At 69.8% G+C, this 13,262-nt stretch carries 13 protein-coding genes; 7 read left to right on the top strand and 6 right to left on the bottom strand.

Translation table 11 applies throughout. The annotated features are described in order from the left end of the window. Positions 1–122 precede the first annotated feature (122 nt). On the bottom strand, positions 123–905 hold the full coding sequence (locus RM788_RS37520; protein WP_315924103.1) for an IclR family transcriptional regulator: 783 nt from the start codon (positions 903–905) through the stop codon (positions 123–125). A 129-nt stretch (positions 906–1,034) separates the two neighbouring features. Here RM788_RS37520 and RM788_RS37515 point away from each other — a divergent pair, with 129 nt between their 5' ends. From RM788_RS37515 to RM788_RS37500, 4 genes are all read left to right on the top strand, one after another. Beyond that, positions 1,035–1,349 carry a bifunctional 3-phenylpropionate/cinnamic acid dioxygenase ferredoxin subunit gene (locus RM788_RS37515; protein ID WP_315924101.1) on the top strand — a complete coding sequence of 105 codons (315 nt, stop codon included), beginning with the start codon at positions 1,035–1,037 and terminating at the stop codon, positions 1,347–1,349. Continuing rightward, complete coding sequence (locus tag RM788_RS37510; protein ID WP_315924099.1) at positions 1,346–2,479, top strand: NAD(P)/FAD-dependent oxidoreductase; 1,134 nt, start codon at positions 1,346–1,348, stop codon at positions 2,477–2,479. The genes RM788_RS37515 and RM788_RS37510 overlap by 4 nt, the downstream gene beginning before the upstream one ends. 72 nt (positions 2,480–2,551) lie before the next feature. Next, entirely contained in the window at positions 2,552–4,033 is a 1,482-nt protein-coding gene (locus RM788_RS37505) for an aldehyde dehydrogenase family protein (RefSeq protein ID WP_315924097.1), read from the top strand. Further along, the gene (locus tag RM788_RS37500) at positions 4,026–5,492 is read left to right on the top strand and encodes a GMC family oxidoreductase (RefSeq protein WP_315924095.1); all 1,467 of its coding nucleotides are present in this window, start codon (positions 4,026–4,028) and stop codon (positions 5,490–5,492) included. Before RM788_RS37505 ends, RM788_RS37500 begins: the two co-directional genes overlap by 8 nt. Before the next feature lie 42 nt (positions 5,493–5,534). Here RM788_RS37500 and RM788_RS37495 read toward each other — a convergent pair whose 3' ends face one another. Then, positions 5,535–5,759, bottom strand: coding sequence for a hypothetical protein (locus RM788_RS37495; RefSeq protein WP_315924093.1), 225 nt, complete (start codon positions 5,757–5,759; stop codon positions 5,535–5,537). Positions 5,760–5,958: 199 nt separating this feature from the next. Between RM788_RS37495 and RM788_RS37490 the strand changes: the two genes are divergently transcribed. Beyond that, entirely contained in the window at positions 5,959–6,867 is a 909-nt protein-coding gene (locus RM788_RS37490) for a helix-turn-helix domain-containing protein (protein WP_315924091.1), read from the top strand. A 14-nt stretch (positions 6,868–6,881) separates the two neighbouring features. After that, positions 6,882–7,316, top strand: coding sequence for a hypothetical protein (locus tag RM788_RS37485; RefSeq protein WP_315924089.1), 435 nt, complete (start codon positions 6,882–6,884; stop codon positions 7,314–7,316). Here RM788_RS37485 and RM788_RS37480 read toward each other — a convergent pair. From RM788_RS37480 to RM788_RS37470, 3 genes are all read right to left on the bottom strand, one after another. After that, a protein-coding gene (locus RM788_RS37480; RefSeq protein WP_315934856.1) for an IS5 family transposase occupies positions 7,297–8,096 on the bottom strand; the annotation gives its coding sequence in 2 pieces (ribosomal slippage) (positions 7,297–7,763 and positions 7,763–8,096; 801 coding nt in all). The two genes, RM788_RS37485 and RM788_RS37480, sit on opposite strands and share 20 nt — an antisense overlap. A 102-nt stretch (positions 8,097–8,198) precedes the next feature. After that, a complete protein-coding gene (locus tag RM788_RS37475) occupies positions 8,199–9,056 on the bottom strand; it encodes an IS5 family transposase (RefSeq protein WP_315924087.1) in 858 nt (285 codons plus the stop codon). Positions 9,057–9,122: 66 nt separating this feature from the next. Further along, on the bottom strand, positions 9,123–10,049 hold the full coding sequence (locus tag RM788_RS37470) for an extracellular catalytic domain type 1 short-chain-length polyhydroxyalkanoate depolymerase (RefSeq protein ID WP_315924085.1): 927 nt from the start codon (positions 10,047–10,049) through the stop codon (positions 9,123–9,125). Between the two features lie 154 nt (positions 10,050–10,203). Here RM788_RS37470 and RM788_RS37465 point away from each other — a divergent pair, with 154 nt between their 5' ends. Beyond that, positions 10,204–11,400 (top strand): alpha/beta hydrolase family protein, encoded by a 1,197-nt coding sequence (locus RM788_RS37465; protein ID WP_399345213.1) that lies wholly within the window; start codon positions 10,204–10,206, stop codon positions 11,398–11,400. Here RM788_RS37465 and RM788_RS37460 read toward each other — a convergent pair. Continuing rightward, positions 11,397–13,262 carry a helix-turn-helix domain-containing protein gene (locus RM788_RS37460; RefSeq protein ID WP_315924081.1) on the bottom strand — a complete coding sequence of 622 codons (1,866 nt, stop codon included), beginning with the start codon at positions 13,260–13,262 and terminating at the stop codon, positions 11,397–11,399. The genes RM788_RS37465 and RM788_RS37460 overlap by 4 nt on opposite strands.

The raw sequence follows: 13,262 nt of genomic DNA, 5'->3' as shown, positions 1-13,262 counted from the left end.
ATCCCTCCAACCGAGTAGTTCCACGCCGGAAACGCGGCGTTCGGCCGCTACTCGCAGGTAATGGGACAGAACGACAAGAACCCCGTCCCACCAGTTGAAACGGGGTCCAAGATCGTCGGTGGCTAGTCGGCGAAGTAGCCCAGCTGCGCGGACAGCTCCGAGGCCGCCGCGGTCATCGGCGCGACGATCTGGCGCACCCGCTGCCGGGACAGCCGGTAGGACGGTCCGGACGCGCTCATCGCCGCGACGACCTCGCCGCGCTGCCCCCGGATCGGCACGGCGACCGCGTGCAGGCCGAGTTCCAGCTCCTCGAAGCACGCGGCGAACCCCTCCACCGCGACCCGGTCCAGCTCCCCGGACAGCTCGTCCGGCTCCACGACCGTGCGCGGCGTGTACCGGTCCAGCGGCATCCCGAGCAACCGCTTGCGCTCCTCCGGCACCATGAACGCGAACAGCACCTTGCCGCTGGAGGTCGCGTGCAGCGGCGTCCGCTGCCCGATCCAGTTCTGCGCGCTGATCGCCGCGGACCCCCTGGCCTGCGTGATGTTGATGGCGACCCCCTGGTCGGCCACCGCGATGTTCACCGTCTCGCCGAACTCGTCGGCCAGCGCCTGGCACGTCGGCTGCCCCAGCTTGGCCAGGTCCATCCGGCCGGTCGCCGCACCCGCCAGCCGGACCACCCCGAAGCCGATCGCGTACTTGCCCCGCTCGCCCAACTGCTCGACGAGCCCGCGCGACTCCAGCACGCTCACGAGTCTCGACGCCGTGGACTTGTGCACACCCAGCTCACCGGCGATCTCGGTGATGCCCGCCTCGCCGTGCGCCAGCATCTCCAGCACGCTGATGGCCCGGTCCACGGACTGGACCTGGGCCACCGTTCCCCGTTCTGCGTCCGAGTTGCTCATAGCGCAACAGTAACCAGTGGGTAAACCACGCCTGCTCCAACCAGGGGAACCCCTTGACGGCGGCTCCCGCCAGCCTCACATTGTTGCGTTATCCAGGTCGTGTTCTGCATCGCGCAACGGAGGCGCCCCATGATCCGCGTCTGCACCGTCCTCGACCTCCCCCCTGGCGAGGCGGTCCGCATCGTGGCGCACGCGCCGATCGCGGTGTTCAACGCCGACGGCGAGCTGTACGCGATCGACGACACGTGCACCCACCAGGACGCCTCCCTCGCGGACGGCTGGCTGGAGGGCTGCTGGGTGGAGTGCCCGCTGCACGCGTCGTCGTTCGACCTGCGGACCGGCCTGCCCAACGGGCTGCCCGCCAAGCGGCCCGTGCGCACGTACCCGGTGGTCGTCCAGGACGACGTGGTGTACGTCGACACGGCCGTGCGGGACGTGGCGTGAGGACCATCGCGGTCGTCGGCGCCTCGCTCGCCGGACTGCGCTCCGCGGAAGCGCTGCGCGCACAGGGTTTCGACGGTCGGCTGGTGGTCGTCGGGGACGAGCCCCACGAGCCGTACGACCGGCCGCCGCTGTCGAAGGACTTCCTGCTCGGCACCGCCGACCGCGGGTCGCTCGCGCTGTCGGACCCCGACGGGCTCGCCGCGCTGGCGGCGGAATGGCGGCTCGGCGTGCGGGCCGAACGGCTCGACACGAGCACCCGCGAGGTCCACCTGTCCGACGGCACGACGGTCGTGGCGGACGGCGTGGTGATCGCGACCGGCGGCGCGCCCAAGACGCTGCCCGGCACGTACGCGCTGCGCACGCTGGACGACGCGGTGGAACTGCGGGCGGCCCTCACCGGCGGCGCGGAACGGCTGGTGGTGATCGGCGCGGGCTTCATCGGCGCCGAGGTCGCCTCGACCGCGCGGAAGCTGGGCCTCGACGTGACGGTCGTGGAGGTGCTGCCGATCCCGCTCGGCCGGATCCTCGGCCCGGAGATCGGCGCGGTGTGCGGTGAGCTGCACCTGGACCACGGTGTGGAGCTGCGCTGCGGCGTGGGCGTCGAGGAGATCTCCACCGCCGGGGTCGTGCTCACCGACGGCGAGGTGCTGCCCGCCGACGTGGTCGTCGCGGGCATCGGCGCGCGGCCGCAGACCGACTGGCTGGCGGGCTCGGGCGTGGCCGTCGGCAACGGCGTGCTGTGCGACCAGGGCGGTGTGACCAGCGTTCCCGGCGTGGTCGCGGTCGGCGACGTCGCGCGGTGGAGCGGGCAGCGGCACGAGCACTGGACCAGCGCCGCCGAGCAGACCGCCGTCGCGGTGCGGAACCTGCTCGCCGGGACGACCGTCGACACCCACGACAAGCCCGGCTACTTCTGGTCCGACCAGTACGGGGTGCGGATCCAGTTCGTCGGCGAGACGCACCTCTACGACGAGGTCCGCTACGTCGACGGCTCCCCGCGGGACCGCAAGTTCGCCGCCGTGTACCTGCGCGAGGACGTGGTCGTCGGCGTGGTGTCGATGAACGACCCGCGGCACTTCACCAGGCTGCGCAGGCAGCTCGGGACGGCCGCACTGTCCACACCGAACTGACCCGGCTTGACAGGGCCCGTCCCGGCGGGAACGGTGCAACGACCAGTCCAGGTCTTGAGGAGGCGGGCACCCGTGTCGAAGCTGTACGTCGACGGCCGGTGGGTCGGATCGAGTGGCGGCGCCGAGCGGGAGGTGATCAACCCGTTCGACCGGAGCGTGGTGGCCACGGTCGCCGAGGGCACCGCCGAGGACGCCGCGGCGGCCATCGCGGCGGCGCGGCGCGCGTTCGACGACGGCGCGTGGACGTCCACCAGCCCGGAGCACCGCGCGGCCGTGCTGAACCACATCGCGGACCTGCTGGAGCGGGCGAAGGAGGACATCGCCCGCACCGAGACCCTCGACACCGGCAAGACGCTGGTGGAGAGCCGGATCGACGTGGACGACGTCGCCGCGGTGTTCCGCTACTACGGCGGCCTCGCGGGCGCGCTGCACCCCCGCGTCGTGGCAGGCGCGGGGCCGGACGTGATCAGCCGGATCGACTACGACCCGGTCGGCGTGTGCGCGATGATCGCGCCGTGGAACTACCCGCTGCTCCAGGTGGCGTGGAAGATCGCGCCCGCGCTGTTGGCGGGTAACACGTTCGTCGTGAAGCCGAGCGAGATCACGCCGCTGTCGACGATCAAGCTGTTCGAGCTGTTCGCCGAGGCCGGGGTGCCCGCGGGCGTCGCGAACCTGGTGCTGGGCACCGGTCCCGAGGTGGGCTCGGTGCTCGTCGAGAGCCCGGACGTGGACCTGGTGTCGTTCACCGGCAGCCTCAAGGTGGGGCAGTACATCATGCGGTCGGCCGCGTCCACGCTGAAGAAGGTCGCGCTGGAACTGGGCGGCAAGAACCCGAACATCGTGTTCGCGGACGCGGACCTGGACACCGCGGTCGACTACGCGCTCACGGCCGCGTTCTTCCACGCGGGCCAGGTGTGCTCGTCGGGCACGCGGCTGATCGTGCAGGACTCCGTGTACGACGACTTCGTCGCCGAGGTCGCCCGGCGCGCGGACCTCGTGAAGCTGGGCAACGGTCTTTCCCCGGACTCCGAGAGCGGGCCGCTGGTGTCGGCCGAGCACCGGGCCAAGGTCGAGGGGTACGTGGAGATCGGGCTCGCCGAGGGCGCGCGGCTGCTCGCGGGCGGCAAGCGGCCGTCCTCGCCGGAGCTGCGGGAGGGTTTCTTCTTCCGCCCCACCGTCTTCGCGGACTGCACGCGGGACATGCGGCTGGTGCGCGAAGAGACGTTCGGGCCGATCATCACCGCCGAGCGGTTCGGCGACCGGGAGGAAGCGGTGTTCCTGGGCAACGACACCGAGTACGGGCTCGCGGGCGGCGTGTGGTCGCAGGACCTGGAGAAGGCGCAGTGGGTCGCCAGGCGCCTGCGCCACGGCACCGTGTGGATCAACGACTTCGGCCCGTACCTGCCGCAGGCGGAGTGGGGCGGGTTCAAGCGCTCCGGCGTCGGCCGCGAACTGGGCCCGACCGGGCTGCACGAGTACTGCGAGCCCAAGCACGTCTACCAGAACCTCAAGCCCACGGCCCAGAACTGGTTCGCGAGGAGTGCGGATGCCTGAGTACGACTACGTCGTCGTCGGCGGCGGCACCGCCGGATCGGTGCTCGCCGCCCGGCTCAGCGAGGACCCGGACGTGACCGTGTGCGTCGTCGAGGGCGGCCCGAGCGACGTCGGCGACGCGCGCGTGCTGGAACTGCGGAACTGGATCAACCTGCTCGGGTCCGAACTGGACTACGACTACCCGACCGTCGAGCAGCCGCGCGGGAACTCGCACATCCGGCACTCGCGGGCCCGCGTGCTGGGCGGGTGCTCCTCGCACAACACGCTGATCAGCTTCGCGCCGTTGCCGCAGGACCTCGACGGCTGGGGGCCCGGCTGGGACTGGGAGGCGTTCGGGCCGTACTACGACCGGCTGCTGAACAACATCATCCCGGTGGCTCCCGCGGACCGGAACCCCATCGCGCTCGACTTCATCGCCTCCGCCAAGGCCGCGCTGGGCGTGCCGGAGATCGAGGACTTCAACGCGAAGCCGTTCGCCGAGGGCACCGGGTTCTTCTCGGTCGCCTACCACCCGGAGAACGGCCACCGCTCGTCCGCGTCGACGGCGTACCTGCACCCCCACCTGGATCGCCCCAACCTCACCCTGATGCTGGAGACCCGGGTCACGCGGGTGACCTTCGTGGACGGACGCGCCGTCGGCGTCGAGACCTCGGCCGGTCCCGTGACCGCGCGCCGCGAGGTGCTGCTGTGCGCGGGCGCCATCGACACCCCGCGGCTGCTGATGCTCTCCGGTGTCGGCAACGCCGCGGACCTGTCCACGCTGGGCATCGACGTCGTGCACGACCTGCCCGGCGTCGGCGAGAACCTGCTCGACCACCCGGAGTCCGTCATCATCTGGGAGACCGACGGCCCGATCCCGCTGAACTCCGTGATGGACTCCGACGCCGGCCTCTTCGTCCGCCGCGACACCGCGGACCCCCGCCCGGACCTGATGTTCCACTTCTACCAGATCCCCTTCACCGCCAACACCGAACGCCTCGGCTTCCCCGTCGTCGAACACGGCGTCTGCATGACCCCGAACATCCCCCGCCCGCACAGCACCGGCCGGATGTGGCTCACCAGCGCCGACCCCGCGGTCAAACCGGCACTGGACTTCGGCTACTTCACCAACCCCGACGGCTACGACGAGCAGACCCTGGTCGACGGCTTCCGCGTCGCCCGCGAGATCGCCTCGCACGAACCGCTGAAGTCGTGGCTCCTGCGCGAGATCGCACCGGGCCCCTCCATCACCTCCGACGAGGACCTGTCGGAGTACGGACGGCGTGCCGCGCACACCGTCTACCACCCGGCGGGCACGTGCGCGATCGGCTCCGTCGTCGACCAGGACCTGCGCGTCATCGGCCTGGACGGCCTGCGCGTGGTGGACGCCTCGGTCTTCCCCACCATGCCGACCGTCAACCCGATGGTGACCGTGCTGATGATCGGCGAACGCGCGGCGGACCTGATCCGCGAGGGGTGACCCGGCGTGGAGCCTCCCGATCCGGGAAGCTCCACCCGTCGTTCAGTCGAGGACGCGGTCATGCCGAATCCTGTGCGTGTGCATGTCCTCGTGCCACTTGGACAGCGCCAGGTCGACCGAGGACTGGAGCGTGCTCATGCGCGCCTCCATCAGGTGCATGGACGGCGCCACCCGCGCCGTCATCTCCTGCCTGACGTAGCGAACACAAGCCACCGCACCGATGAGCACACCCAACAGCGCGCCGATGAGGAAGATCAGGACCGTCATCGCGACCACCCACCAAATTCTGATCAAGCTATCCACAGTTTTTGCGGACTTGATTTCTGGCCGTGCAACCTGAATTATGCCCTCTTTGTGTGGTCGGTCAAGCAGGCCAAGTAAGTCAGACTTAACGGTTGTACAGCCTTACTTGACCACGTGCGTGGCTCCTGCGGGTCGATTCCAATTCAGAGCTCAGGTGGATGAAGTGAAAGAACGCGAAGTGAAGCTGGGCCGAACACTCAGCTCGCTGATCGAGCGCGGGGGCTACAGCGGAAATAGACGGGATATCCTCACCGCCCTCGACATCAGCCCGGCGGCCCTCTCCCAGTACGCGCGGGACCAGACGCGGCCGAGCTTCCAGAAGCTCGTGGCACTGGCCGACTTCTTCGGCGTGAGCCTCGACTACCTCGTCTTCGGCGAGGTGGGCGTGCCCGAGGTGGGCCAGGGCGTCTCGACCGGCTACATCGAGAGCACCTGGCAACAGGTCGCGGCCAACACCCGCCGCCACTCGGCCCTTGTCGGCCGGATGGGCAGGGTGCTCGCCGATCGCGTGGACGAGGTCGCCCGCGAGTTGGCGAACTCCCCGACAGCAGGACGCGAGGGCCTCATCCAGGACGACGAGGCAGCGCGGATAGAGCGCTTCTGCCTGTCCGTCGACATCCTCACCCTGAACCTCGACTACGACATGGTCCTCCTGCCGGATGGCAGTGCCGCGGCAGGCAGGTTCATGGACGTCGTCGCGACGAACCTGTTGGCCGGATGCGATTACCGGTTCCTCGTGCCCGTCGGCGCGGAGCACGTCATCGAGCAGTTCCGAATCCTCCTCACGGAGCGAGTGGGTCGGGATCTCGTCAGCCGCAACTGCTCGTTCCGCCGCACGGCTCAACCGGTCTACTCGGGAATCGCGATCTACCGGTTGAACATGGACAAGCTGGCCGCCGAGGACCCGGCTCTCCTCGCGCAGATGCAGGACTACATCGGTGTCCAGGGAGAACTCGGCTACACTATCCGTCCGAACGAGGACTTGAATAACGACATGATGATGAGCCGTGAACACCGCGATCGCGCCAAAGCTGCATTCAATGCACTGTGGACCTCCGGGAGGCTTGAATGATCCGCGCTACCGCAATGTCCACCGATGTCGTAGTGGGACTGGTCGTCGAGGTCCACATCCATCCCGGCGGTGACTTCATCCGCCTCGCTATGGTCGACATAGGAAGCAGCATGGTGCAGATCGTATTCGGAGGGCCCGATCTCGTGTGTGCGGGCGACTTCGTCCCGGTCGCCCCACCTGGAACGAGACTTCCCGGTCGGAAGAAGATGCGCCGCGCCAAGTTCCGCGGGCAGATCTCGCACGGAATGCTCGGCAGCGCAGCCGAGTTCGGCTGGCAACCGGACGGGCCTGACGAGGTCGCCCTGCTGAACCCGAGCGGTCTGCACCCGGGGTCCAGGTTGGACGGTGCGAGATGGCCGGACCTCCAAGCCGAGATGAGGCCCGGCCACCTCGAACTCCGCGAGCGCTGGGCGGCGCGGCTAAGAACTCCTAACAAAGTGCGAGGTTGACCAGGCGGCGGAAGCAGATGATGCTGCACGCCAAGCGCAGGAAGGCCTCGTGGATGTCGTCACGGATCTCCCGCCGGATGCGCAGACGCCGGAACCAGTGCAATAGCGCGAACGTCTGCTCCACAACCCAGCGGTACACGCCCAGCCCCGAGCCGTGCTCCTCGCCGCGCCTGGCAATGAACGGCGTGATCCCGACCTCCCGCACCTGCTTGCGGTACTTGTCGTGGTCGTAGCCGCGATCGGCGTAGAGCGCGTCGGGCCGTCGGCGCGGACGACCGCGACGCCCCCGCACCGCGGGGACGGCCTGGATCAAAGGCATCAGCTGGGTGACGTCGTTGCGGTTGCCGCCGGTCAGCGACACCGCCAGCGGGATGCCGTGCGCTTCGGTGATCAGATGGTGCTTCGAGCCCGGTCGGGCACGGTCGACCGGGCTCGGTCCGGTTTTGGGCCGCCCTTCATGGCCCGCAGGTGCGAGCCGTCGATCACCGCCCTCGACCAGTCCAGCGCGCCGGCACCGTTCAACTCGGCCAGCAGCGATTCGTGCAGGCGCTGCCACACCCCGGCCTCGTTCCAATCCCGCAAGCGCCGCCAGCAGGTCATGCCCGAGCCGAAGCCCAACTCCTGGGGCAGGAACTCCCAGGGGATGGCCGTGTACAGCACGAACAGGATGCCGCATAACGCTTTGCGGTCATCCAGGCGAGGACGACCAGGGTGACGAGGGTCGTGCTGGACTACCGGCAGCAGCGGCTCGACACGTGCCCACAACTCGTCGGACACGATCCAAGGTGGCTGCTGGCCCTTCCTTACATCCTGATCAACAAGTCAGGTGATCAAGCTATTCCATGATCGGACTTTGTTAGGAGTTGTAAGAGGGCATCTGATCTACTTTTGAACAGTTGTGTCCGGTTTGCCTGGATCGTTTCGCCAGGTTTGGGTGGATTCACCAGTCAAATAGAGGCTCATTTTGTTAGTCATCGCCCAGAGGACCATCACGCGAGAGCGCTGCGGCAAGGTCTCGTAATCGCGCACCAGGCGACGGTGCTGCATCAACCAGCCAAAGGTCCGCTCGACCACCCAGCGGCGAGGAAGCACGTGAAACCCTGTGGCGGCAAAACGTTTGACGACCTCGACGCGAACACCACGGCGGACACCGTGGCGGCGGACGGAGTCGTTGTAGCCGCCGTCCACCCAGGCCATGGACACACTCGGATGTACGGCGGCAAGTCGATCCAGGATCTCCTTGCCGGCGGTCGAGTCCTGGACCGACGCGGCGGTGACGACCACGGTGAGCAGCAGGCCGAGTACGTCGGTGGCGATGTGCCGCTTGCGTCCCTTGATCTTCTTGTTCGCGTCGATACCCTGATCGGATTCCCTGACATTGCAGGAGGTTTTCATGCTCTGCGAGTCAAGGATCGCCGCGGTGGGAGTGGTCGACCGTCCACTCGCGACACGAACCCGGTCTCGTAGGAGGTCGTGCACGGTCTCCGCGGTGCCGTCGGTCTCCCACTTGGCGTAGTAGTCGTAAACCGTCTTGTAAGGCGGGAAATCGTGCGGCAGGTACTCCCACGCGATCCCGGTCCGGCACACGTACAGGATGGCGTTGACGATCTCCCGCAAGTCGTGCACCCGTGCCACTGTTCCCGGTCCGCGCCGGGCCGCGCGCCACGCCGTCAACGTCGGCTCGATCAACGCCCACCGGGCATCGGACAGGTCACTGCGATACGCACGCCGAGAGCTCACAGTTGATCAACTTTACGGTGCTCTGCAAAATCCGGACAGATCACCTAAACCAAGATCAGATGCCCTCTAAGCGCCCAACCCCCAGCGTTGTGCCAAGTGCCAGGCCGCGCACACATTCACGTCGAGCACGTACGCGGTGGCGGTGCCGCACTGCTGGGCGCCGGTGCCGGGGTCGACGGGTTGGCCGTGGCCCATGCCGGTGATGGTGTAGGTCTCGACCACCGGCGCGCCGGAGGCGTCGCGGTACACCGAGTGCGGGTGGCCTGCGACGGTGTCGGTGGTGTCCGCCGTGGTGTCGGTGCCGAGGGCGTTGGTCCACTGGTCGACGAGTTCGCGTTGGTTGGCGGTGGCGACGGTGTAGTCGGCGGTGCCGTGCCAGATGGTCACGGGTGGGCGGGGGCCGGTGTGCGGGCTGGCGGCGCGGACCTTGTCGCCCCACTGCTGCGGGGTGAGGTTCTTGCCGGGGTTCATGCAGGAGTAGGCGTCGATGACGCTGGTGGCGCAGCCGTGCGGCAGGCCGGCGACGATGCCGCCGCCGCGGAAGACCTCCGGGTAGTCGGCGAGCATGACCGACGTCATGGCGCCGCCCGCCGAGAGACCGGTGACGTAGGCCGGGCCCGCGGCCGTCTTGGTGATCATCTGGGCGATCGAGGCCGCCTCGCCCTGGCCTCGGGTGGTGTCGGCGGTCTGGAACCAGTTGAAGCACTTGTTGAGGTTGTTGAGGTTCTGCTGCTGCGGGAGCAGCACCGAGAACCGGTAGCGGTCGGCCAGCGCGACCCAGCCGGACGCCGTGCCGTAGCCGGCGGCGTCCTGGGTGCAGCCGTGCAGGGCCACCACGACGGGGCGACCGGCGGGCAGGCCGTCGGGAACGTAGCGGAACATCCTGAGGTTGCCGGGATTCGTGCCGAAGCCGGTGACCTCGGTGATGCCCGCGGCCTGGGCGGACGGTGTGAGGGTCGTCAACAGGAGCAGGACCAGTACGACGATTCGCATGCGGACCTCCTTGTCCACACCCCACGGTAGGAACGCCGCCCGCACCCCGCGATGGACCGCCCCACCACATCCGCCGCGCGGGATGTGGCGACTACAACCATTACCCCGCAACGGTCCTGGCCCTAGCGTCACCGGCGTGAACATCGTCGTCCCCCTGCTCACCGCCCTGGCCGTCCTCGGCACGGCCCCCGCCCCGGCCCCCTCGGCCGGGGGCTGCGGCGGACTGCGCGTCCCCGGCGCCGACCACCAGGAGTCGTCGCGCACCACCGACCTGACCACCGCCGGTGGTCTCACCGACCCTGCCGACTGGGCCGGGCTGACGCCCGCCGGACTGGCCGCGCCCGGCCCCGTGCCCGGCACGCAGGTCGACGGGTACTTCCCCGACGACTCCACGACCAACACCAACCACGGCTGGAACCACGACTCCCAGTTCGTGATCCGGCTGCCCACGCGGTGGAACGGCGGCCTCGTGGTCACCGGGTCGCCCGGTGTGCGGGAGCAGTACGCCAACGACCGCGCCATCGGCGACTGGGTGCTCCAGCGCGGTTACGCGTTCGCCGCGACCGACAAGGGCAACACCGGTGTGGAGTTCCACGCCGACGGCGACGCGATCGTGGAGTGGAACGAGCGGGTGACGCAGCTGACCCGCGCGGCGAAGGCGTTGGCGCGGCAGCACTACTGCCGTCCGCCGAGCCGGACGATCGCGACCGGGCTGTCCAACGGCGGCTACCTGGTGCGGTGGCAGCTGGAGAACCACCCCGAGCTGTACGACGGCGGTGTCGACTGGGAAGGCGTGCTGTGGCGGGAGGAGGGCCCGAACCTGCTCACGTTCCTGCCGCCCGCGCTGCGCGGTGAACCGGTGTTCCCGGCCGAGTCGGAGTTCCTGTGGCCGTTCTACCGGCAGTACTACTGGGACCTGACGCAGCGGATCTACCGCGAGGAACTGGATCCCGACTACGAGGGCGCCGAGGCCGACTACGACTACGCGACCAGGCCCGCAGCCCACCGGGCCGTGCGGAGGATCGCGCTGACCGGCCGGATCGGCAAACCGCTGATCACCCTGCACGGCACCCTGGACGGGCTGCTGCCGATCACCCTGGACTCCGACGTGTACGCGGACATGGTGCGGGAGAAGGGAAGGGCGTCGCTGTTCCGGTACTACCGCGTCGAGGGCGGCACGCACGTCGACTCCCTGTACGACGCCTTCCCCGACCGCGTCCGCCCGCTGACCCCGTGCCACCACACGGCTTTCGCCGCGCTGGAGCGCTGGTTGGACGGCGCCCGGCCACCCGCGTCGGCCACGATCGGCAGGCCCGCGGTGGTCTCCCCGAACGACTGCGCCCTGCGCTAGCCCACCAGCCGCAGCAGCCTCAACGCCAACTGCACCTCCAGCACCCGCTCCGGCCCCACCCAGTCCTCCCCCAGCAGCGTCCCCACCCGGTCCAGCCGCTGCACCACCGTGTTCACGTGCACGTGCAGCTCGTCCTTGGCCCGGCTCAGGTTCGCCCCGCATGCGAAGTACGCCGACAACGTCCTCACCAGCTCCGTCCCCCGGCTCGCGTCGTAGTCCAGCAGCGGCCCCAACGTCGTGCGCACGTACCCAGCCACGTCGGCGCGCTCCCCCAGCAGCACACCGACGAACCCGAGGTCCGCGGGTGTCCCGCCCTGGCCGCGCCTGCCCAGCACCAGCAACGCGGACAGGCAGCGCGCGGCCTCGGCGTGGGCCTCGACGACCCGGTCCGGGCCGGTGGCCGGGCCACCCGCGCCGACGGTCACCGGGGCGCCGACGGCCTTGCCGAGGACGCGGGCGGTGTCGGTGGCGGCTGACGCGATCTCCTTGCCCGGCAACAACAACACGACGTGTTCGCCGTGCGCGCCTGCCAACCCGCGGCCGGCGGACGCCAGGTGCGCGGCGGCGGCGAGCAGGCGTTCGCGAGGTGCGGAGGCGCCGTCGGCGACCAGGACGACGTGCGGGACGCCCAGTTCGACGCCGATCCGGCGGGCGCGGGCGGTGAGGGCGGCGGGATCGCGGTCGGGGGCGGTGAGCAGGTCGGTGATCAGTTCGCCGCGCACCTTGTTCTCGGCCTCGGCCACGCTGCGCCGCAACAGCAGCAGCAGCGCCGTCACGACGCTGGCGCGTTCGAACAGCCGCCGGTCCGCGTCGGCCAGGTCCGGTCGTCCCGTCAGCGTGATGCTGCCGAGCAGCTCCCGCCCGGCCACCACCGCGCACACCCAGGTGTCGTCCTGGGCGACGGCCCGGCCGGTCGTGCGGGAGGAGCTGACGGCCGAACGCGCCGGAGTCCCCGTGGTGGCGCCGATCCTGGCCAGCTCGCCGAGGTCGCTGTCGTGCACGGCGATCGCGCCGCCGAGCACCTTCGCCACGGCGGCGGCCACCTCGGGCACGTCGGCGCCGCGCAGCACGAGGTCCGCGAGCCGGTCGTGCGCCTCCTCGGCCCGGCGCATGGCCTCGCTGTGCGCGTGGATGACCTCGTTCGCCTCGTTGCGCTCGCGCAGCGCGACACGGGTCTCCTCCAGCAGGTGCGCGGTGTCCAGGGCGATGGCGGCGTGGTCGGCCAGCGAGGACAGCAGCGCGACCTCGTCGGGCGGGAACCGCCGGGTGGTGCGGTTGGCCGCGTACAGCACGCCGATCACCCGGCTGCCCAGCGTCAGGGGCACGCCGAGGATCGCGACCAGCCCCTCGTCCTTCACGGCGGTGTCGATCGGCGTGGTGTGGTCGAACCGCAGGTCGGCGAAGTAGTCGGCGGTGGCGTACGGCCGGGCCGTCTGCGCGACGAGCCCGCCGAGCCCCTCCCCCATGCCCAGGCGCACCTCCTGGAACAGCGCGGACACCGAGCCGTCGGTGACCCGCATGGACGTCCCGTGCGCCGCGGGCTCGTTCATGCTCAGGTAGGCCACGTCCGTGCCGAGCAGCAGCCTCGCGCGCCGCACGATGGACTTCAGCACGGCGTCCGGGTCGCGGGCGCCCGCGAGGTCGCTGGCGGTGTCGAACAGCGCCTCCAGCTCGGCCTCGCGGCGCCGGTGCTCGGTCAGCGTCCGGCGGATCCGCAGCGCCAGCTCGGTGGCCCGCTCGACCCGGTCGAGGTCCGCGCCACCGGCCCCCGCGGCACGGGCCGCGGGGAGCACCTGCGCGAGCCGTTCGCTCCCCGCGTCCTGCGCGAGCAGTTCGAGCAGGTGCTCCACCGGATCGGTCAT

Source organism: Umezawaea sp. Da 62-37 (assembly GCF_032460545.1).
Taxonomy (GTDB): domain Bacteria; phylum Actinomycetota; class Actinomycetes; order Mycobacteriales; family Pseudonocardiaceae; genus Umezawaea.
Note: the sequence above shows the minus strand (reverse complement) of the source record. Positions and strands in the feature narration are given on the sequence as shown.